At 57.3% G+C, this 21,370-nt stretch carries 18 protein-coding genes; 15 read left to right on the top strand and 3 right to left on the bottom strand.

Features of this window, described 5'->3' with window-relative positions; translation table 11 throughout:
- Positions 1-10: 10 nt before the first annotated feature.
- The 4 genes from hflK (LH23_RS21500) to LH23_RS21485 are packed head-to-tail and all read left to right on the top strand — an operon-like array spanning position 11 to position 5,932.
- Positions 11-1,975 carry a protease modulator HflK gene (gene hflK, locus LH23_RS21500; protein WP_039295632.1) on the top strand — a complete coding sequence of 655 codons (1,965 nt, stop codon included), beginning with the start codon at positions 11-13 and terminating at the stop codon, positions 1,973-1,975.
- Positions 1,972-2,985 carry a protease modulator HflC gene (gene hflC, locus LH23_RS21495; protein ID WP_039295630.1) on the top strand — a complete coding sequence of 338 codons (1,014 nt, stop codon included), beginning with the start codon at positions 1,972-1,974 and terminating at the stop codon, positions 2,983-2,985. The genes hflK (LH23_RS21500) and hflC overlap by 4 nt, the downstream gene beginning before the upstream one ends.
- The gene (hflK, locus tag LH23_RS21490) at positions 2,982-4,034 is read left to right on the top strand and encodes a protease modulator HflK (protein WP_039295629.1); all 1,053 of its coding nucleotides are present in this window, start codon (positions 2,982-2,984) and stop codon (positions 4,032-4,034) included. The genes hflC and hflK (LH23_RS21490) overlap by 4 nt, the downstream gene beginning before the upstream one ends.
- A complete protein-coding gene (locus tag LH23_RS21485) occupies positions 4,031-5,932 on the top strand; it encodes a heavy metal translocating P-type ATPase (RefSeq protein ID WP_039295627.1) in 1,902 nt (633 codons plus the stop codon). The genes hflK (LH23_RS21490) and LH23_RS21485 overlap by 4 nt, the downstream gene beginning before the upstream one ends.
- A gap of 46 nt (positions 5,933-5,978) precedes the next feature.
- On the opposite strand, the gene fadL is transcribed toward LH23_RS21485, so the two are convergent.
- Complete coding sequence (gene fadL / locus LH23_RS21480; RefSeq protein WP_039295625.1) at positions 5,979-7,307, bottom strand: long-chain fatty acid transporter FadL; 1,329 nt, start codon at positions 7,305-7,307, stop codon at positions 5,979-5,981.
- 377 nt (positions 7,308-7,684) lie between these two features.
- On the opposite strand from fadL, the gene LH23_RS21475 reads away from it, so the two are divergent.
- From LH23_RS21475 to sixA, 4 genes are all read left to right on the top strand, one after another.
- Positions 7,685-7,969 (top strand): YfcZ/YiiS family protein, encoded by a 285-nt coding sequence (locus LH23_RS21475; protein ID WP_039295622.1) that lies wholly within the window; start codon positions 7,685-7,687, stop codon positions 7,967-7,969.
- A gap of 177 nt (positions 7,970-8,146) precedes the next feature.
- Positions 8,147-9,457, top strand: coding sequence for an acetyl-CoA C-acyltransferase FadI (gene fadI, locus LH23_RS21470; protein WP_008459679.1), 1,311 nt, complete (start codon positions 8,147-8,149; stop codon positions 9,455-9,457).
- Positions 9,457-11,622, top strand: a complete 2,166-nt coding sequence (gene fadJ / locus LH23_RS21465; protein WP_039295620.1) for a fatty acid oxidation complex subunit alpha FadJ — start codon at positions 9,457-9,459, stop codon at positions 11,620-11,622. The genes fadI and fadJ overlap by 1 nt, the downstream gene beginning before the upstream one ends.
- Positions 11,623-11,801: 179 nt before the next feature.
- Entirely contained in the window at positions 11,802-12,290 is a 489-nt protein-coding gene (gene sixA, locus LH23_RS21460; RefSeq protein WP_039295618.1) for a phosphohistidine phosphatase SixA, read from the top strand.
- A 164-nt stretch (positions 12,291-12,454) separates the two neighbouring features.
- Here sixA and smrB read toward each other — a convergent pair whose 3' ends face one another.
- Positions 12,455-13,006 (bottom strand): endonuclease SmrB, encoded by a 552-nt coding sequence (smrB, locus tag LH23_RS21455; protein WP_008459682.1) that lies wholly within the window; start codon positions 13,004-13,006, stop codon positions 12,455-12,457.
- 173 nt (positions 13,007-13,179) lie between these two features.
- Between smrB and prmB the strand changes: the two genes are divergently transcribed.
- The 6 genes from prmB to LH23_RS21425 all read left to right on the top strand — a co-directional run bounded on the left by prmB (position 13,180) and on the right by LH23_RS21425 (position 17,775).
- Positions 13,180-14,112 (top strand): 50S ribosomal protein L3 N(5)-glutamine methyltransferase, encoded by a 933-nt coding sequence (gene prmB, locus LH23_RS21450; protein ID WP_008459683.1) that lies wholly within the window; start codon positions 13,180-13,182, stop codon positions 14,110-14,112.
- Positions 14,113-14,194: 82 nt separating this feature from the next.
- On the top strand, positions 14,195-15,280 hold the full coding sequence (aroC, locus tag LH23_RS21445) for a chorismate synthase (RefSeq protein ID WP_039295616.1): 1,086 nt from the start codon (positions 14,195-14,197) through the stop codon (positions 15,278-15,280).
- A 4-nt stretch (positions 15,281-15,284) separates the two neighbouring features.
- Positions 15,285-16,109, top strand: a complete 825-nt coding sequence (gene mepA, locus LH23_RS21440) for a penicillin-insensitive murein endopeptidase (protein ID WP_039295614.1) — start codon at positions 15,285-15,287, stop codon at positions 16,107-16,109.
- Positions 16,110-16,907 carry a sulfite exporter TauE/SafE family protein gene (locus LH23_RS21435; protein ID WP_039295611.1) on the top strand — a complete coding sequence of 266 codons (798 nt, stop codon included), beginning with the start codon at positions 16,110-16,112 and terminating at the stop codon, positions 16,905-16,907.
- 16 nt (positions 16,908-16,923) lie between these two features.
- The gene (locus LH23_RS21430) at positions 16,924-17,472 is read left to right on the top strand and encodes an elongation factor P hydroxylase (RefSeq protein ID WP_039297069.1); all 549 of its coding nucleotides are present in this window, start codon (positions 16,924-16,926) and stop codon (positions 17,470-17,472) included.
- Positions 17,473-17,499: 27 nt separating this feature from the next.
- Positions 17,500-17,775, top strand: a complete 276-nt coding sequence (locus tag LH23_RS21425; protein ID WP_039295608.1) for a YfcL family protein — start codon at positions 17,500-17,502, stop codon at positions 17,773-17,775.
- A gap of 167 nt (positions 17,776-17,942) precedes the next feature.
- Here LH23_RS21425 and mnmC read toward each other — a convergent pair whose 3' ends face one another.
- On the bottom strand, positions 17,943-19,943 hold the full coding sequence (mnmC, locus tag LH23_RS21420) for a bifunctional tRNA (5-methylaminomethyl-2-thiouridine)(34)-methyltransferase MnmD/FAD-dependent 5-carboxymethylaminomethyl-2-thiouridine(34) oxidoreductase MnmC (RefSeq protein WP_039295605.1): 2,001 nt from the start codon (positions 19,941-19,943) through the stop codon (positions 17,943-17,945).
- A 158-nt stretch (positions 19,944-20,101) separates the two neighbouring features.
- Here mnmC and fabB point away from each other — a divergent pair, with 158 nt between their 5' ends.
- A complete protein-coding gene (gene fabB, locus LH23_RS21415; RefSeq protein ID WP_039295603.1) occupies positions 20,102-21,319 on the top strand; it encodes a beta-ketoacyl-ACP synthase I in 1,218 nt (405 codons plus the stop codon).
- Positions 21,320-21,370 lie beyond the last annotated feature (51 nt).

Here is a 21,370-nt window from a genome sequence, read left to right as displayed (position 1 = left end):
TTAAAACATCATGCCACCTACCCGGTTACCCGAAGCTGAACTGCTGCCTCAGGCGCTGCCCGCTCGCTATTCGCTGGCCGCCGTGCAGGCCCGACTCGCCGCCCGAGCGGTGTTTGTCTTAACCTTCTTGCTGTTTATGATGCTCCTTCTGGCGCTGACGGTCAGTATTCTGGAGCCGGCTTCTCGCTGGGTTGCTTTGCTGTGCAGCAATGCCGCCGCGCTTTTGTTATTGGTCATTTCACTGCACGCGGCGCAGCGGATTTGCCAGTGGCGATGCCTTAAATTTTCCCCACCGGCTGAGTCTTCGGTTCAGCATGAAGAAGTGCCCAGAAACTCTCTTTTAGGCTGGTTGACGAGCCTGGTGCCGTTAAATTTTGCCCGAGCGGAAGCTTTGTTTAAGGCGGACGGCATCTGGTCCGGGGCGCTTGCCGCGCTGACGTTCTACATTACGCTTTCTGGCTGGAGTAGCCGCTACGTTCCGCTTTTGGATAACAATAACCGCTGGATTGCCATCGCCTGCCTGGCGGGATCTGTTTTCGTGCTGCTGGTGGCCGAACGACATCTCAGCGCGGTGTCGAAAGAAGCCTCCCCGGAAGCCGGGTCAATAGCGTCGCTGCTGCGCCTGGTGATGGCGGTACAGCTTCTGAGTTTACCGGGACTTGTCTGGCCTCAGCTCAACAGTTCACTGGCGATAAACTTGCCTGCTGTGCTGGTCCTGTTGGTTGCCGCCGAGTTTATGCTGCGCGGGCTGTTTTCTCTGTTCGCGCCCCCCGGAGACGGCACGACAGAACCCGGACTGATTCCCAAAAGCCAGCTGGCCGCCCAGTTAACCTGGCCGCCGCGCCCTCTCGGTTTTTTACAGCAGGAGCTGCACCAGCGTTTTGGCATCGATCTGCGTCAGGTCTGGGCGTTCACCGTCCTGAAGCGGGCGTTTATCCCGATGGTGACTCTGATGTTGATTTGCGGCTGGTTGCTGACCGGGTTGCAGCAAATCTCGGCCACGGAACGCGGCGTGTATGAGCGTTTTGGTCGATCTGTGGCGGTGCTTGAGCCGGGCTTGCATTTGGGGCTGCCCTGGCCGTTGGGGCGTGTGCAGTTGACTGAAAATGGGCAGGTGCATGAACTGGCTGCCGGAGAAGATCCGGCCAGTCAGCCGCCCGTCATACGCGCAGACGCCGAAGGCCCCGCGCCCGCCAGCGCCGACAGGCTTTGGGACGCGACCCACAACTTCGACAAAGCACAAATCATCGCCAGCCAAAGTGGGGACCAGCAAAGCTTGCAAATCGTTAACAGCGACGTGCGCTTTATGTGGCGGATTGGCCTGAGCGACAAAGCTGCACTGGCGGCGACCTACCGGGCGGTAAACCTGCCGGAGCTGGTGCGCAGTACCGCAAATCAGGTTCTGGTACATCAGTTCTCGTCTTTAACGCTGGACGATGTGCTGAGCGAGCGGCGTGACGATCTCGCCGGGCAGATTAACCAGGCCGTTCAGCAACAGCTGGATAACCTGCACAGCGGCGTGGAAATTCTTTCTACCGTCGTGGAGGCTATTCATCCGCCAGCCGGTGCCGCCGATGCCTTTCATGGCGTGCAGGCCGCGCAGATTGCCGCCCAGTCGCTGATCCTGCGGGAGCAGGGAAGCGCGGCAGAAAAAGCCGCGCTTGCCGCGACCAATGCGGCAGTGCGCGAGAACACGGCTCAGGTCAATGCCACCGACGCGTTAAGCGAAGCTCAGGCAACGGCCACCCGTTTTGCCGCGCAAAAAAATGCGTACCAGCAGGCCGGGCAGGTGTTTATTGACGAGCTTTGGTTTAAGCAGCTTCAGCTGGCGCTCAGCGGCCGTCCTCTGCTGGTCATTGACCAGCGGATTGGCGCCGGTTCGCCGCCCACGCTCGATCTTCGTGATTTCCCTACTTCTACCGATGCGGCGCGGCGTGACGCGCCCGCTAAACCCGCACAGGAGCTTTCCCGGTGAGCCATTCGCACTCTCATGGACATCATGATCATCACCACGGTCATGGCTGCAGCCATAGTCACTCTTCCATCCCAGAAGGCGGTAAAAAAGGGGCCTGGAAGCGTATTGCCGCTGCCGCAGGGTTGGTCATTATTCTGCTTTCGGCCGCGAGCCTGGTGCAGGTGAGATCGGGCGAATCACTGGTGATCACTCGTTTCGGCAAACCCGTCCGCGTACTGCTGGAACCGGGGCTTGCCTGGCGTTTGCCTGCGCCTTTTGAGACGGCAACGGTGGTAGATTTGCGCCTGCGGACGACGTCCAGCGGGCTACAGGATGTGGGCACGCGCGATGGCCTGCGGATCATTGTTCAGTCCTACGCGGTGTGGGAAGTGGACAGCACGCCTGAACACGTGCAGCGTTTCATGCGGGCGGTGCAAAACCAGCCGGATGAAGCGGCCCGGCAAATTCGCACTTACTTAGGCTCTGCGCTGGAAACTACCGCCAGCGGCTTCACGCTTTCTCAACTGGTGAACACCGACGGCAAGCAGGTTCAACTGGCGCAGTTTGAGTCCCATCTTCAGCAGCAAATCAGCCAGCCGCTGCTACAAAGTTACGGGATCAGGCTGGTGCAGATGGGAACCGAACGTCTGACGTTACCAGCCGTGACGCTGAACGCCACGGTTGACCGTATGCGTGCAGAGCGTGAAACCATTGCGATTGAGCGCACGGCAGAAGGCAAGCGCGCGGCGGCTGAGATTCGCTCGGCTGCTGACCGCGATGCCCGAATTACCGAAGCTCAGGCCTCGGTAAAAGCGGCAGATATTGAAGCCCAGGCGCAGGTGCAAACGGCGTCGATTTACGGCAAGGCCTACGCCAGCGCACCGCAGCTTTATAGCCTGCTGCGCCAGATTGATGCCCTCAGTAGCATGGTGAATGCGCAAACCCGGCTGGTGCTGCGTACCGATGCAAAACCGTTCAGCCTGCTGGTTGACGGGCCGCAAATGGATAAAGCGGCGGATAAAAAACCATGACCGAACGACAAAAACTTGAGCCCGGCGGGCCGTGGACGCAGTCGATTCGGCTGGCGTTTATCGCGATCTTTGCGCTGACGCTGTTCGCCGCCGGAGCGTGGTTGCTGTCGAATGTGCGGCAAATTCCACCGGGCAGCCGGGCCGTGGTGCTGCGCTTTGGCGCGGAGCAGCGCGTGGCTGAACCGGGTTTGCTGCTCGCCTGGCCCGCGCCGGTCAATGAAGTGGTTATGGTACCGGGGCCGGATCGGGTGGTTGAACACCGCGTGACCGCGCTGCTGCGCTCGTCCGAAGCGCAAAGCCTGGATATCAACGGTGGCCCCGGCAACGATGCTGTTTCTGGTTCTGGTTTCTTGCTCACCGGTGATGCGGGCGTTGTGCAGCTGGATATCAGCGTGTTTTATCGGGTCCGAACGCCAACCGCTTATGTCTTACAGGGCCAACATGTTCTGCCGCTGCTGGACAGGCTGGTGGAGCGTGCGGCGGTCGCGGTTTGCGCTTCCCGCGATCTGGATACCATTCTGGTTGCCAGGCCAGAAATGCCCGGCAACGATATGAACGTGGCTCAGCAGCGCGAACAGCTACGGAGCGATGTGCAGCGGAATATCGAACAAAATCTGCTGCGGCTTCAGGCATCGGGCAGCGACGCGGGGATCACTCTCGAACGGGTGACCGTGCAATCTGCTTTACCGTTGACGACCGTGGCGGCATTCAACGCGGTCTTAACCGCCAGCCAGCAGGCCTCCAAAGCGATCGCGACGGCGCAAAGCGATGCCTCATTAACACGGCAAAAGGCGGTTCAACAGGCCGACCAGATGCTGCAAACCGCCCAGGCGAAAGCGCAGGAGAGCGTGGCGAAGGCGCAGTCGGACACGGCGACAATTGCCCGTCTGGCCAGCAACCATGACGATCCTGATTTACTGGGGCGTATTTATCGCCAGCGAATAGCCGGGATCCTGTCCCAGGCCGGATCGGTGATTACCGTGTCGCCGCAGGATGATGCGCATTTGATCCTGCAGGGTGTAGCGCAACAAGAGGCGACGAAACAATGACTTCTTCAGTACAAGCCGGTGGGGCGCTGACCCGTCAGGAACAGCGGTATATTACCCGCCAACTGATGTTGGCGCTGGTGGCTAGCGGGGCGCTGATTCTGGGGGTGCTTTGGCGGTGGCTGGCACCTCAGCAGGTTGCCGTCGGCGATTTACTTTTGGGCGCTGCTTCGGTGGTCGTCGCTGTCCCGGTGCTGCGTCACGCGCTGCATAGCCTGCGCTACCCCAGCCTGCACGGATTGACCGACCAGCTTATCGCGCTGGCATTGCTGGGTGCCTGGGCAACGGGCGATCTTCTTACCGCCGCGCTGCTGCCGTTGATCATGATTGTCGGACATATTCTTGAAGAGCGCAGCGTGATTGGCTCGCAGGAAGCTATCGAAGCGCTGAGCAAGCTCACGCGCAGCCGGGCGAGACGCTTAGGTACGGACGGTGAACTGCAGGATATCGACAACCACGACCTTGAACCTGGCGATGTGGTTGAGGTGCGTGCCGGGGACCATATTCCTGCCGACGGCCTGGTGCTGGAAGGCAAAGCCAGCCTGGATACTGCGCCCATTACCGGAGAGTCAGTGCCGCAGGAAGTGGGGCCGGGCGTGGAAGTTTTTGGCGGAGCGATAAACCTTGATGGTCTGTTGCGCATCCGGGTCACGCGTACCGGAGAAACCTCGACGTTGGGTCGGGTGATCGCCCTGATGCAAAGCGCGGAACAGGCAAGCCCGCCGATCACTCGCCTGCTCGAGCGGCACGCGGCGCGTTATCTGCTGTTGGTGCTGATGATTGCCGCCAGCACCTGGTTCCTGACGCAGGATGCCCAGGCGATGCTGGCCGTTTTGGTGGCGGCTTGTCCTTGTGCGCTGGTGCTCTCTGCGCCCGCGTCATCTATTGCCGGGCTGACGGTGGCTGCCCGTCACGGCATTTTAATTCGCGGGGCGGCGTTTCTTGAGGAGCTGGCGGAGATCAATGCCGTGGTGGTCGACAAGACCGGCACGCTGACCCACGGCAGGTTGCATCTACAGGCCGTGGCACCTTATGGCGATACCGATCCCGCTTCGCTGCAAATCCTGGCGGCCAGCCTGGGTGCGACCAGCAATCATCCGGTAAGCCGTGCGGTAAGCGAGATCGTTTCGCGGGAAGCCTGGTTGCCCCTCGACAACGTGCGTGAGCATCAGGGGTTAGGCATTTCCGCCTCTACGCCGCAGGGGGAAGCGGTGCTTGGCCGACGCGAACTGCTAGCCGCCACCTTGACTGACTTACCTGAAGCCCCAGAGCACGACGGCCCGATCGTCGGGCTGGCGCTGGATGGCCGTTTTCTTGGCTGGCTGCTGCTGGCCGATAGCCTGCGAAGTGAGGCGGCAACTGCGATGGCCGATCTGCGCGATCTTGGACTTAACCGCCAGCTTTTACTGACCGGGGATCGCCAGTCGGTTGCCGACCGGATTGCGCACCAGGTCGGGATCACCGACGTAGTGGCCGGGGCGCTGCCCGCGGATAAACTGGCGCAGGTGAAACGGCAAATCGACAGCGGCTACCGGCCTATGGTTATCGGCGATGGCATCAACGATTCGCTGGCACTAAAGGCTGGCGTGGTGGGTGTGGCAATGGGGGCCGGTGGGTCCGATATTGCGATGTCTTCGGCGGATATTGTGCTGATTGGCAGCGATCTTCGTCGCTTGGGCACCTGCGTGCGCCTGAGCCGCCGCTGCCGTCGGACTTTGCAGGTCAACGTGTTTATCGGCCTGGGCTGGACGCTGGCCATTGTCGCGATGGCGGCTTTTGGCTGGCTTGGTGCTTCTGGTGCGGTAGTTGCCGCCCTATTGCATAATTTAAGTACGTTGCTGGTGCTCGGCAATGCGGGAAGGTTACTGCGGTTTGAAGAGAAGCTAAACGAGCAGGCATAAAAAAAGCGCCTTCATCAGAAGGCGCTTTACTTTTTGGGGCAGTAACTTAGAACGCGTAGTTAAAGTTAGCGCCGTACAGCCAGGCTTTACCTTCAGATTTGAAGGTGTATGGGCCTTCTTCGATGGTGACTTTCTGGCCGTGCATGTAGGAAACACCTACGTCCACAGACGCGTCTTTATTAAACGCATAGGTGGTACCGGCGCTCAGCCACAGGCGATCCTGGTCCGGAATGGAGATAGAACGCTTGTTAGCCGGCACCGGGCTGTCATCGAACGCGATACCGGTACGGAACGTCCAGTTGTCGTCCATGTAGTAGGTGGTACCCAGCGCGATGCGGTAAGCATCTTTGAAGCCTTCATCTTTATAGAACAGCGTCTGGCCGTTGCTGCCGGTTGCTTTCAGCTGCTGGAACTGGCTCCAACTGGTGTAGGTCAGGCTATAGTGGATGGCCCATTGCGGTGCCACTTTGTTATAACCGGACAGTTCCCACATTTCTGGCAGGTGCAGGCTCAGAGAGCCTGGAACGGTTTGACCATTGGTGCCTAAAGGCAGTTCAAGGCTGGACAGCAGCGGGTTATAGGCTGCCGGCAGGCTGCTCTTATAGTCGCCGTCAAAGTCGACTTTCACTTCAGAGCGGTAGGTAAAGCCGTAGCGGTTGTTTTTATCAAGTTCATAAAGGATACCGGCGTTCCAGCCGAAGCCCCATTTATCACCCTTCAGGTGGGCGATTTGGGTATTAGCAGGAATACTGCCGATAGCCTGACGCTGCTGTGGCGATAGCCCTGATGTTGGGCTACCTGCAATCAGCTGCGGCAGGTCACCGGCATAGCGGTCAATTTTTGCTTTCGCATAAACAGCATCGAAGCCCAGACCGAAGCTCCAGTTGCTGTTCAGGCGGTAGGCACCGCTCAGGTTCAGGTTCAGAGTGGTCAGGTCGGTTGTCCCTCCCACAGAGCCAGCGGTGTAGCTGTCGTTATATTCGGTGGCCAGGCCGTAGTTCGAGGTGACGGAAGCACCCCAGCCAAACTGATCGTTAATCGGCGCAACAAAGTGCAGGTTAGGAACCCATGCGGTTGGCGCGATGTTTTTCGCATCGGTGCTTTTACCCGAGCGTGATGTACCGGAGATATCAACGTCCGGGTCAACGAAGATCGCACCTGCAGAGAAAGAAGGGCGATCAAACATCATGATGGTAGCGGGGTTGCGGCTTGCTGAACCCGCATTATCCGCAACTGCACCTTCCCCCGAATACGCTCGGCCAAGGCCAGAGGAAGAGAACTCGTTTAATTGAAAGCCGGCGGCGTACGCCTGGGAGGAGACTATTGCCACTGCAACCGCGAGGGCTGACTTTGTAAACAGGTTTTTCTGGCTCATGACCAAAACCTCATTGATTTATTTTTATGCAAACAATGTTACATACCGTAACAGGAGCGCGAATAGTAGGGACTGATCGGGTACAGAGAAATCAGACCAGTGGCGTGAGTATAGGTCTGACCAGCGAGGATGTTGCAAGTTTGTTTCTAAAGTTTTTCATATTTGATCTTGAAAACGGGATCTGGTTGGCAAATTCTGGGGGAACTTCCTTCCGGATGGGGGATGTTATTTGTTTTAGATCATTTTTAAGTGTGATTTCCGTCACTTGTCGGTTTTGTGAGGATTATCAACTGGAGCAGATGCAACGGCGGGCGTAAAATAGCCACAATTATTTTAACCATTCTCCTTTTTTAAGCCGCATTACAGAGGAAAGCGTGATGAGTAAAAATACCGCCGATGAAACCCCGGTTTGCTGCTGCATTGATGTCGGTTCTATTATCGACAACACAGATTGCATTGCCTCCTACAGCCGTGTATTTGCTAGCAAAACAGAGGCTGATGATGTTCTGGCTGCGTTAACCGCTAAGGCTCGTGAAGTTGAATCCGAACCTTGCCAGATTACGCCGCGCTACACCGAAGTCGCCGACGGCGTGCAGCTGGATATCGATTTCCAGTTTAGCTGCCAGGCTGAAACGATGATCTTCCAGCTCGGTCTGCGTTAAGTTCCCCCCTCCAATTCCCCCGCATAAAGCGGGGGAGTTCATTTTGTTATGTAATAATTCGTGTCGCTTCTCCCATTTTTCTCGCCCGCCAGTTGGCTGGATGTGAATTTTTAGTTAAGACTGTGATCAGGTCAGACCACTTTTTGTCTGTATTCACTTTTTTAGCAGGGGAGCGTTATGAGTCAGGCACTGCCGTTGATTACCCGCCAGGGCGATCGTATTGCCATTGTCAGTGGTTTACGTACACCGTTTGCCCGTCAGGCCACGGCTTTCCATGGTATTCCCGCCGTCGATCTCGGCAATATGGTGGTGAGCGAGCTGATGGCCCGCAGTGAAGTGCCGCCCGAAGCAATTGAACAACTGGTGTTTGGCCAGGTGGTACAAATGCCGGAAGCGCCAAACATTGCCCGTGAAATCGTGCTGGCGACCGGCATGAGCGTCCATACCGATGCCTACAGCGTCAGCCGTGCCTGCGCCACAAGTTTCCAGGCCGTTGCAAACGTGGCCGAAAGCTTGATGGCCGGTACCATTCGTGCCGGGATTGCAGGTGGGGCAGATTCCTCTTCAGTGCTGCCTATTGGCGTCAGCAAAAAGCTGGGCCGCACGCTGGTGGATGTGAACAAAGCGCGCACGCTCGGGCAGCGCCTGAAACTGTTTTCCAAATTACGTCCCCGCGATCTGTTACCTGTGCCTCCCGCCGTGGCTGAATACTCTACCGGTTTGCGTATGGGCGACACCGCTGAGCAAATGGCGAAAACTCACGGCATCACTCGCGAACAGCAGGACGCGCTGGCGCACCGTTCTCACGAGCGTGCCGCCCAGGCCTGGCAGGAAGGGAAGCTGGCCGATGAAGTGATGACGGCGTTTATTCCTCCCTATCGCCAGCCGTTTGCCGAAGATAACAACGTGCGTAAAGGCTCAAGCCTCGCCGATTATGCAAAATTGCGTCCGGCGTTTGACCGCAAGCACGGCACCGTGACTGCGGCGAACAGTACACCGCTGACGGACGGCGCTGCGGCCGTGATCCTGATGACCGAATCCAGGGCAAAAGAGCTTGGCCTCAAGCCGCTCGGCTTCCTGCGCAGCTACGCGTTTACCGCCATTGATGTCTGGCAGGACATGCTGCTTGGCCCTGCCTGGGCGACGCCGCTGGCGCTTGAGCGCGCCGGGATCACGCTGAACGATTTAACCTTGTTTGATATGCACGAAGCGTTTGCCGCGCAGACGTTAGCCAACCTGAAAATGCTTTCCAGTGAAAACTTTGCTCGCAATGTGCTGGGCCGGGCGCACGCCACAGGCGAAGTCGATGACGCGAAATTTAACGTGCTGGGTGGGTCGATCGCCTACGGGCATCCGTTTGCGGCGACTGGCGCCAGGATGATTACCCAAACGCTGCATGAACTGCGTCGTCGCGGGGGCGGTTTTGGTCTCGTTACCGCGTGTGCGGCGGGTGGGCTTGGTGCGGCAATGGTTCTGGAGGTGGAGTGATGGCACAGCAAGGCGCATTCGATTTACACATCCGGCTGGATAACGTTGCCGTAGTGACCATCGACGTTCCGGGCGAAAAAATGAATACCCTGAAGGCCGAGTTTGGCGCACAGGTACACAGCATTATTAAAAAACTGCGTGACAACCCGAGCGTGCAGGGGCTGGTGTTTATCTCCGGCAAGCCGGACAACTTTATCGCCGGGGCCGACATCAATATGATCGCCGGCTGCAAAACGGCTGAAGAAGCACAAGAGCTGGCGCGGCAGGGGCAGCAGATCATGGCGGAAATCGCCGCGCTGCCGATCCCGGTAGTGGCCGCGATTCACGGTGCCTGTCTGGGCGGTGGCCTGGAAATGGCGCTTGCCTGCCATACCCGAATCTGTACCGATTCACCTAAAACGCTGCTTGGCCTGCCGGAAGTGCAGCTGGGCCTGCTGCCGGGCTCGGGCGGCACTCAGCGTTTACCTCGTCTGATAGGCGTCAGCAATGCGCTGGACATGATTTTGACCGGTAAGCAGCTGCGCCCGCGCCAGGCCCTGAAGCTGGGGCTGGTGGATGACGTGGTACCCGAATCTATTTTGCTTGAGGCCGCCGTTGAGCTGGCGCTTAAAGGAAGAAAGCCTTCCCGTGAACTGCCGGTAAAAGAACGCGTGCTTGCCGGGCCGCTCGGGCGCTCTTTGTTGTTCCGGTTGGTCAGCAAGAAGACCGAAGAAAAGACGCAGGGTAATTATCCGGCAACGGGACGCATTATTGACGTTATCCGCACCGGGCTGGAGCAGGGGAGCAAAAGCGGCTATGAGGCCGAGGCGAAAGCGTTCGGTGAGCTGGCTATGTCCTCTGAATCTGCCGCCTTGCGCGGCCTGTTCTTCGCCAGTACGGAGCTGAAAAAAGAGTACGGGGGCGAAGCGAAGCCCGGCAAACTAAATTCTGTTGGCGTGCTGGGGGGCGGGTTGATGGGCGGCGGGATTGCCTATGTGACGGCCACCAAAGGTAAGCTTCCGGTGCGCATTAAGGACATTAACAACGAAGGTATTAACCACGCGCTGAAATACAGCTGGGATCTGCTGGACAAGAAAGTCCGCCGCCGCCATATGAAGCCTGCCGAACGCCAGCGCGAGCTGGCACGTATCTCCGGTGGAACCGATTACCACGGCTTTAGCCAGCGAGATATTGTGGTGGAAGCCGTGTTTGAAGATTTGGTGCTGAAGCAAAAAATGGTGGCTGAAGTGGAGCAATATGCCGCGCCACACACTGTTTTTGCCTCGAATACTTCATCGTTGCCGATTGCCGACATTGCCGCTCAGGCAGCCCGTCCGCAGCAGGTTATCGGCCTGCATTTCTTCAGCCCGGTGGACAAAATGCCGCTGGTAGAAGTGATTCCTCACGCGGGCACCAGTGCGGAAACCATTTCCACCACCGTACAGCTGGCGAAAAAACAGAGAAAAACGCCGATTGTGGTGGGCGACAGCGCCGGGTTTTACGTCAATCGCATTCTTGCACCTTATGTCAATGAAGCGCTGCGCTGCCTCACGGAAGGTGAGCCGATTGAGCGTATTGACGACGCGTTGGTGAAGTTTGGTTTCCCGGTGGGGCCGGTACAATTGTTGGATGAGGTTGGGATAGACGTCGGCACGAAGATTATCCCGATTCTACAGCAGGCCTTCGGCGATCGCTTTGCCGCGCCTGATAGCGTGGATGCAATCTTGAAGGACGATCGCAAAGGAAGAAAAAATGGTCGTGGTTTCTATCTTTATCCGGCAAAAGGGCGTAAAAGCAAGAAACAGCCTGATACAGCGATTTACACGCTGTTAGGCGTTACGCCGAACGGGCGTCAGACCCCGGAGCAGATAGCCGAGCGCTGCGTCATGATGATGCTCAACGAGGCCGCTCGTTGCCTTGATGAAGGCGTAGTCAGAAGCGCGCGTGACGGTGATATTGGCGGCGTTTTCGGCATCGGTTTTCCGCCGTTTTTAGGTGGGCCGTTCAGGTATATGGACAGCCTGGGAGCTGCCGATGTGGTGGCAAAACTGCAGCGTTTAGCGGGCCAGTACGGGGAGCGTTTCAAGCCCTGTGACAGGCTGATTATTATGGCTGAACAACAGCTTAGTTTCTGGCCTGCGCCCAGGGTGCAATCAGTGACCGAGCTTGACGAAGCGCTGAGCTAAAACCGGTAAATGTACGCTGCAAGGTCATTTTGTAAACAGATATTGACTATACTTGCAGCATTGAGGTAAAAGACAGCGTTTCATTCGATGTACGGATAAGGCACAATGCCCGGCTGCCGTGAACCCCACTTTTTCAGCGTGTGGGTTCAGGCGTTCCTGGTTAACAAAAGCGGTGCAATATGCAAGTTTTTATCATGCGTCACGGCGACGCAGCACTCGATGCTGCCAGCGACTCGGTTCGTCCCTTAACCCAATGTGGTTGTGATGAGTCCCGTCTGATGGCGACCTGGTTAACGGGTCAAGTGGCAAGTATCGAACGTGTTCTGGTGAGCCCTTACCTGCGAGCTGAACAGACCCTGGACGTGGTGCGGGAAGCGCTGAACCTCCCGGAAAAAGAAGACATCCTGCCAGAGCTGCGGCCTTGTGGTGATGTGGGCCTGGTGGGGGATTACCTGCTGGCGCTGGCGAGTGAAGGTGTTGAATCTGCGCTGGTGGTTTCCCACCTGCCGCTGGTCGGTTACCTTGTTTCCGAGCTTTGCCCGGAAGAGGCTCCGCCGATGTTTACCACGTCGGCCATTGCCAACGTCACGCTGGACCCGGATACCGGTAAAGGTGTGTTTAACTGGCAGATGAGCCCCTGTAACTTCAAGGTGGCTAAGGCTATCTGATTGCTGTGAGCATGAAAAAAGAGTCGCGAGAGCGGCTCTTTTTGCGTTTAAGGTGCTGAGAATTTTTCCCCTCACCCTAACCCTCTCCCCAGGGGGGCGAGGGGACTGCCCGGCGTTGTTTTTTTCCAATGGGACCGGGGTGAGGGCAATCTCTTGCGCTGAATTTACGGCAACTCGGGCGGCTGCCACTCCTCAATCTCAATCAGCACCAGCAGCGCGGCATCGCCGCCGTACTCTTTCGGTGCCTGATGAAACGCCACAATATGCGGATGCTGCGCCAGCCACAGCGGCGTTTGCTGTTTAAGGACGTGTTTACCGTGGCCGTGCATCACACAGGCACAGAAAACATGCTCGCGACGGCAGGCGGCTATCAGGGCACCTAATTCCTGTTTAGCCTGAAGCTGGGTCAGGCCGTGTAAATCAAGAAACAGCTCCGGGGAGTAATCACCGCGACGCAGTTTTTTTAGCTCAAAATGGCTCACACCTTCACGTACATAGCGCATTGGCCCTTCGGTCGCCAGGCGCGGCTGGAATTCATCGGAAAAATAGTGGCTGGCATCGGCCTGCTCCTGCAGCAGACGTTTCACGGGCACTTCCGTTATTTTTTTGCGCACCGGGCGGTGGACGATCGTGTCCTGAGCCAGTTTTTTGGTGCCGCCCATCAGGCCGCGAAACAGCGCCTCATCTTCGGAACTGAGCGGTGATTTCTTTTTCATGTTTCTCTCATCTCGCATTCGCTTTGCGGGCAGTTTACCTGCTTTCCCCGGCAGCAATAAAGAAAACGCAAATTTCACGGCCTCCTGACGTTGATGAATGCTGATTTGTCGCCTCCTTCATGGCAAACTAGCCGATTATTATTGAACTAGCGTGAGTCGCCTGCGGAGGGCACGTGGATAAAATTTTCGTCGATGAGGCAGTAAACGAGCTGCATACCATTCAGGACATGCTGCGCTGGTCGGTCAGCCGCTTTAGCGCCGCCAATATCTGGTATGGGCACGGCACCGACAATCCATGGGATGAAGCCGTTCAGCTGGTTCTGCCAAGCCTGTACCTGCCGCTGGATATTCCTGAAGACATGCGCACCGCGCGTCTGACCCCAAGCGAGCGCCACCGCATCGTTGAACGCGTGATTCGCCGCGTCAACGAACGTATTCCGGTTGCCTACCTGACCAATAAAGCCTGGTTCTGCGGCCACGAGTTTTACGTGGACGAACGTGTGCTGGTTCCGCGTTCGCCGATTGGGGAACTGATCAATAACCGCTTTGCCGGGATGATTGACCACGAGCCTCAGCACATTCTGGATATGTGCACCGGCAGCGGCTGCATCGGGATTGCCTGCGCCTATGAATTCCCGAATGCGGAAGTGGATATCGTTGATATTTCCCCTGACGCTATCGCCGTGGCCGAGCAGAACATTGCCGAGCACGGTCTGGACCACAACGTCACGCCGATTCGCTCTGACCTGTTCCGCGACCTGCCTAAAGTGCAGTACGACGTGATTGTCACGAATCCGCCGTATGTTGATGAAGAAGATATGGCGGATCTGCCGGGTGAATACCACTTCGAACCAGAGCTGGGCCTGGCGGCCGGCAGCGATGGCCTGAAGCTGGCTCGTCGTATTCTTGGCTGTGCGCCGGATTATCTGGCCGACGGCGGGATCCTGATTTGTGAAGTCGGGAACAGCATGGTACACCTGATGGAGCAGTACCCGGAGGTGCCGTTTACCTGGCTTGAGTTCGACAACGGCGGAGACGGCGTATTTATGCTGACGAAAGCGCAGCTGATTGACGCTCGCGAGTACTTCAGTATCTACAAAGATTAATTGCCGAACGTAGACGAGCCTTCGGGCTCGTTTTACTTCCCGCGCACAACACAATAACTAGAACGGTGATTAAGGAGCCGTGATGGCTGGTAACAGTATTGGACAGGTTTTTCGAGTAACGACATTTGGTGAATCTCACGGCATCGCGCTGGGTTGCATTGTTGACGGCGTACCGCCGGGCATCCCGCTGACCGAAGCCGACCTGCAGCACGATCTCGATCGCCGCCGCCCGGGTACCTCGCGTTACACCACTCAACGCCGTGAACCTGACCAGGTCAAAATTCTCTCCGGCGTGTTTGAAGGTGTGACGACCGGTACGAGCATTGGCCTGCTGATTGAAAACACCGATCAGCGTTCCCAGGATTACAGCGCTATCAAAGACGTGTTCCGTCCGGGGCACGCGGATTACACCTACGAACAAAAATACGGCCTGCGTGACTATCGCGGCGGTGGCCGTTCTTCCGCGCGCGAAACCGCTATGCGGGTTGCAGCAGGCGCGATTGCCAAGAAATACCTTGAGCAGAAATTCGGCATTAAAATTCGCGGCTGCCTGACACAGATGGGCGATATTCCGCTGGAAATTAAAGACTGGGATCAGGTTGAGCAGAACCCGTTCTTCTGCCCGGACCCGGATAAAATCGAAGCGCTGGATGAGCTGATGCGGGGCCTGAAAAAAGAGGGCGACTCCATCGGCGCGAAAGTGACCGTTGTGGCTGACAACGTGCCGCCGGGCCTCGGTGAACCGGTCTTTGACCGCCTGGACGCAGACATTGCCCACGCGCTGATGAGCATCAACGCGGTGAAAGGCGTGGAAATCGGCGAGGGCTTCGGCGTGGTTAACCTGCGTGGCAGCCAAAACCGGGACGAAATCACCCAGCAAGGTTTTCAGAGCAACCACGCGGGCGGCATTCTGGGCGGCATCAGCAGCGGCCAGCAGATCGTGGCCAACATGGCCCTGAAACCAACTTCCAGCATTACCGTGCCGGGTAAAACCATTAATCGCGAAGGCGAAGAAGTGGAGATGATCACCCGCGGGCGTCACGATCCTTGCGTGGGGATCCGCGCAGTGCCGATCGCAGAAGCCATGCTGGCTATCGTGCTGATGGATCACCTGCTGCGCCAGCGCGCTCAGAACGCTGACGTTTCTTCCCCGCTGCCTCGCTGGTAAGACGATGAAAAAACTCCTGATCGGGATGCTGGCGCTGGCCGCCAGCGCCCAGGCTTTAGCGGCCACGCCGTGGCAAAAAATCGACCACCCGATAGCCGGAAGCGCGCAGTCTATCGGCGCATTTTCCAACGGCTGTATCGTGGGGGCTCACGCGTTGCCGCTTGAAGATGCCCGCTATCAGGTGATGCACCCGGATCAGCGTCGCTACTTTGGTCATCCCGATCTGGTGATGTTTATTCAGCGCCTGAGTAATCAGGTCAAGCAGCTCGGCCTGGGCACGGTATTGATTGGTGATATGGGCATGGCGGCAGGCGGGCGTTTTAGCTCCGGTCACGCCAGCCACCAGACCGGGCTTGATGTCGATATCTTCCTGCAGTTGCCAAAAACTCGCTGGACGTCGGCGCAATTGCTGCGCCCTCAGGCGCTGGACTTAGTCGCTGCCGATGGCAAACGCGTGGTGCCGTCGTTGTGGAAACCAGAAATCGATAGCCTGATTAAGCTCGCGGCAAAAGATAATGAAGTGACGCGTATCTTCGTGAACCCGGCTATTAAGCAGCGGCTTTGTGAAGATGCTGGGGCTGACCGCGACTGGCTGCGTAAGGTGCGTCCGTGGTTTGCCCACCGCGCCCACATGCACGTTCGCCTGCGTTGCCCGGCCAACAGCCTGGAATGTGAGGATCAGCCTCTGCCTCCTCCGGGAGACGGCTGTGGTGCCGAGCTGCAAAGCTGGTTCGCGCCGCCTGCGCCAGGCAGCACGCCACCGAAAAAGACAACCCCACCGCCTTTACCCGCCTCCTGTCAGGCATTACTGGATGAGCACGTTCTCTAAATGGAATGGTTTATGGTTTCCCCGCTGCTGCTGGTGGCGCTGTTTTTCGTCGCCATGCTTGCCGGGTTTATTGATGCCCTTGCGGGCGGCGGTGGGTTACTGACGGTCCCGGCTTTGCTGGCGGCGGGTATGTCTCCGGCTCAGGCTCTGGCAACCAACAAGCTTCAGGCCTGCGGCGGGTCGGTTTCAGCCTCTCTCTATTTTATTCGCCGCAAGGTGGTCAGCCTTGCCGACCAGAAACTCAATATTCTGATGACGTTTATCGGCTCCACCTGTGGCGCATTGTTGGTACAGCACGTGAAGTCCGATATTTTGCGCCAGATTCTGCCGCTGCTGATTATCGGTATTGGGCTTTATTTTCTGCTGATGCCAAAGCTCGGGGAAGAAGACCGGCAGCGCCGCCTGCACGGTTTGCCGTTCGCGTTAATTGCCGGGGGCTGCGTCGGTTTTTATGATGGCTTCTTTGGCCCCGGCGCCGGGTCGTTTTACGCCCTCGCTTTTGTGACGCTTTGTGGCTTCAATCTCGCCAAATCTACCGCCCACGCGAAAGTCCTGAACGCTACGTCAAACCTTGGCGGGCTGCTGCTGTTTATCATCGGTGGCAAGGTAATTTGGGGCACTGGCTTTGTGATGATGGCCGGGCAATTTTTAGGGGCGAGGGCGGGTTCGCGCCTCGTCTTAAGTAAAGGGCAGCAGCTGATTCGCCCGATGATCGTCGTCGTTTCGGCGGTGATGAGCACCAAGTTGCTGTATGACAGCCACGGAGCGGAAATTCTCCATTGGTTAGGGATAGCCTGAAATGAATGATGCAACAATGAGCAAACAGCACCATTACCAGGAACTGATTGACGTGTTCGATAGCTGCTTCCTGGCAGAGTTTAATACCCGCCTGATCAAGGGCGATGACGAGCCGATCTATCTGCCTGCGGATGACGAACTGCCGTATAACCGCATCGTCTTCGCGCACGGCTATTACGCCAGCGGAATGCATGAAATCTCCCACTGGTGCGTGGCGGGTGCAGAGCGTCGGAAACTGGTGGACTTCGGCTACTGGTACTGCCCGGATGGCCGCGACGCCGAAACTCAGGGCAAGTTCGAAGACGTGGAAGTGAAGCCGCAGGCGCTGGAGTGGATGCTCAGCACCGCCGCGGGCTTCCCGTTTAACGTCAGCTGCGACAACCTGAGCGGCGACTTTGAGCCTGACCGCATTGCGTTTCAGCGCCGGGTTCATGACCAGGTTATGACTTATCTGAAAGAAGGGATCCCAGAGCGCCCAGCCCGTTTGATTGACGCGCTAAGGGCGTATTATGGCACCCCTGCGCTTGAAGCCGGGCAGTTTGCCTGGCCAGAAGACCTAAACTAAAAATCACCTGTATGAAGAGGATGTATGATGATCGCGGAATTTGAGTCACGTATTTTGGCGTTGATTGATGAGATGGTGGAGCACGCCAGTGACGACGACCTGTTTGCCAGCGGTTATCTGCGTGGGCACCTGACGCTGGCGGTAGCCGAACTGGAAAACGGCAATGACCATACGCCAGACGCGCTGCATGTGGTGGTGAGCGATAGCCTGCAAAAGGCAATTCAGGCCGGTGAGCTTTCGCCGCGCGATCAGGCGCTGGTGCTGGGTATGTGGGATACGCTTTTCGAGAAGGCGAAGTTTTAAGACTGACCCTCACCCTAACCCTCTCCCTAAAAGGGAGAGGGGACAAATCGTTTTAACTCTCGACTTCTTATAAAGAAAGAGCCTTGTTTTTCTCTCACGGATCTTTCAGGGAATAGTTCCTGTTTTTCTCCCTCTCCCCCGGGGAGAGGGTCGGGGTGAGGGGAACATCATTTTACCGCTTTGCCTTTCAATAATTTTCTCACCCAAAGCCGGTTTGGGTTCAGCGCCGCGAGCGTGGCGGCATCCAGCGGAATTGGTTCTTCACTCATCTGCGCCGCCAGAATCTCTGAAGCCAGCGGCGCGCTGCACAGCCCGCGTGAACCCAGTGCGCCCAGCATATAAAGGTTGCGGTAAATCGGTGCTGGCTCTGCGTTTTCACGTTCCTCCGCAAGCCCGGCATATTGCTCCAGTGTGGCTTCGTAATCAGGTACGCTGCCTACCATTGGCAAATGGTCGCGGGAAGCACAGCGTACGCCGCAGCGGGCTTCGTTCGCTGAAACGTCCACTTCTTTTGCCCATTCGGCCTGTGGCAGGCAGTCGAGCAGGCGCTGGCGATTATGCTGTTGATCTTCTTCGTTCCAGGCCATTTCATCCTGGCCACGATGATAACTGGCACCAATGCAATGTTGCTGGTTTTGCGGGTTGACCGGCGTCAGGTAGCCGTCGTAGCACAGTATCTGACGGAGCTGGCTTAAGCCCGGTGTGGTAGGAATATGGCTGACCTGGCCGCCCACTGAATATACCGGTAGGTTTTGCGTCTGTGGAAACCGGCTGATTTGATGACCGTTGGCGAGGACGACAGCGGCGTGGCGAGCTGTTTGCTGTTGAGCAAAACCAATCTTCCAGCCGCCATTCTCGGGTGTTAAATCGGCCACCCGGTGCCCATATTGAATCTTCAACCCTTGCTGTTCAGCCAGCGCCAGTGCCCCAGCGGTAAGCTGTGCCGGGTAGAGCCAGCCGCCCAGCGGATAGCTAATGCCACCGCATTGGGTGTCCACGCCACAGGTTTCCGCCACCGTTTCAGCATCGACGGCTTTCGCCAACAAGTCTGGCAAACCCAGGCCGAGCATCTGTTCGATTTTATGGGCGCTCTTTTCATCCCACGCGAGCTGGGTTACGCCGCACCAGGCATGATCAAAGGTTACCGGAAGGGCATCGTACAGGCGGCGCGCGAAGGTGAAGGCCGCCGGGAAAAAGGTGGTTAGCGCCGCATCATGCGCGGTTAGCAGTGGGTAAAGTGCCCCCTGGCGGTTGCCGGAAGCGCCCTGGGCTGGGGCTTCATCCTCGCAATACAGGGTGATTTTCCAGCCTCGACGCAGCAGCGCCAGGGCGAGCAGGGCACTGGCAATGCCGCCGCCAACAATCGCGGTTTCACGTTCACTTGTGCCAGGGCGGGCGTACCAGGGCGTGCGGGCAGGGATATCCACGGGCTGTTGTAAAAAACCTACGAGCATTTCGCGTTTGCGGCCAAACCCTTTGCTGCGTGTCACGGTGAAGCCCGCTTCAATCAACCCACGGCGCACAAAGCCTGCGGAGGTAAAGGTCGCCAGCGTGCCGCCGGGGCGAGCCATGCGAACCATGGCCTGGAAGAGCTGCTGCGTCCACATATCCGGATTTTTAGACGGCGCGAAGCCGTCCAGGAACCAGGCATCGACCTGCTGATTAAGGGTGTCATCTAACTGAGATATCAGCTCGTTAATATCGCCAAACCACAGGTCAAGCGTGATGCGGCCGTTGTCCAGCAGAAGGCGGTGGCAGCCGGGAATCGGCAGCGGCCATTGTTGCTGAAGCTCGGTGGCGAAGCGACTTAGCTCTGGCCAGTGCTGATGGGCCAGCGTCAGATCGGCGGCGGTCAGGGGAAATTTTTCAAAACTGATAAAATGCAGCCGTTTTAAGCAGGCATCTTCATGTTTCACACAAAATTCATCGAACGCCTGCCATAAAGTCAAAAAGTTAAGGCCGGTGCCAAACCCACTTTCCGCCACCACAAAAAGCGGTCTTTCGTGGGTTGCAAAGCGTTCAGGGAGATGGTTTCCGCCGAGGAACACGTAACGCGTCTCTTCCAGTCCGTTATCGTTAGAGAAGTAAACGTCGTCAAAATCTCGGGATACAGGTGTACCTTCTTCGTTAAAACCGAGGTTGGCGGATTGTATAGGGGAATGTTTCACGTAAGTTGCTCGTCTGACAGGCAGTGGCTCGATCATAACGGTGCGAGCGGAGCGGCGCAAATTTCCGCACAATTTGGCTGATCGGACTTGTTCGGCTTACAACTGTACGCTATTGTGCGACACGAAATCCTACATAGTGCAGTGAACGAGGTATTTGAATGAAACGTGCAGTGATTACTGGCCTGGGCATTGTTTCCAGCATTGGTAATAACCAGCAGGAAGTCCTGGCATCTCTGCGAGAAGGACGCTCAGGGATCACTTTCTCGGAAGAGTTTAAAGACGCGGGAATGCGTAGCCACATCTGGGGTAACGTCAAGCTGGATACCACCGGTTTGATTGACCGTAAAGTGGTTCGTTTCATGAACGATGCCTCTATCTATGCCTATCTTTCTATGCGTGAAGCGATTGCGGATGCTGGCCTGAGCGAAGAGGTTTATCAGAACAACCCGCGCGTTGGTCTGATTGCCGGTTCCGGCGGCTCTTCTAAAGCACAGGTCTTTGGTGCTGACGCTATGCGTAGCCCACGCGGTCTGAAAGCCGTGGGTCCTTACGTGGTGACCAAAGCCATGGGTTCCGCAGTTTCTGCTTGCCTGGCAACACCATTCAAAATTCACGGTGTGAACTACTCCATCAGCTCCGCCTGTGCGACTTCCGCCCACTGTATCGGTAACGCGGTAGAGCAGATTCAGCTCGGTAAACAAGACATCGTCTTTGCCGGCGGCGGCGAAGAGCTGGGCTGGGAAATGGCGTGTGAGTTCGATGCGATGGGCGCGCTGTCCACCAAGTACAACGAAACCCCAGAAAAAGCTTCCCGTACCTATGACGCGCACCGCGACGGCTTCGTCATCGCAGGCGGCGGCGGTATGGTTGTCGTTGAAGAACTGGAGCACGCTCTGGCTCGTGGCGCACACATCTACGCTGAAATCGTTGGCTACGGCGCAACGTCAGACGGCGCAGACATGGTTGCCCCATCCGGCGAAGGCGCGGTGCGCTGCATGAAGATGGCGATGCACGGCGTTGATACCCCAATCGACTACCTGAACTCCCACGGTACTTCTACTCCGGTAGGCGACGTGAAAGAGCTGGGTGCGATTCGTGAAGTGTTCGCTGACCACAGCCCGGCGATTTCCGCGACCAAAGCTATGACCGGCCACTCTCTGGGTGCCGCGGGCGTACAGGAAGCCATCTATTCTCTGCTGATGCTGGAGCACGGTTTCATCGCGCCAAGCATCAACGTGGAAGAGCTGGACGAGCAGGCCGCAGGCCTGAACATCGTCACTAAAGCGACCGATGCAACGCTGACCACCGTGATGTCCAACAGCTTCGGCTTCGGCGGCACTAACGCCACGCTGGTGATGCGTAAGCTTAACGCTTAATTACCACAATGATTCAGAATGGGGTGCCTGCGGGTGCCCCATTTTTTTGCC

This window comes from Cedecea neteri (genome assembly GCF_000758305.1).
In the GTDB taxonomy this organism is placed as follows: Bacteria; Pseudomonadota; Gammaproteobacteria; order Enterobacterales; family Enterobacteriaceae; genus Cedecea; species Cedecea neteri_C.
This window is presented reverse-complemented; position numbering and strand designations above follow the sequence as displayed.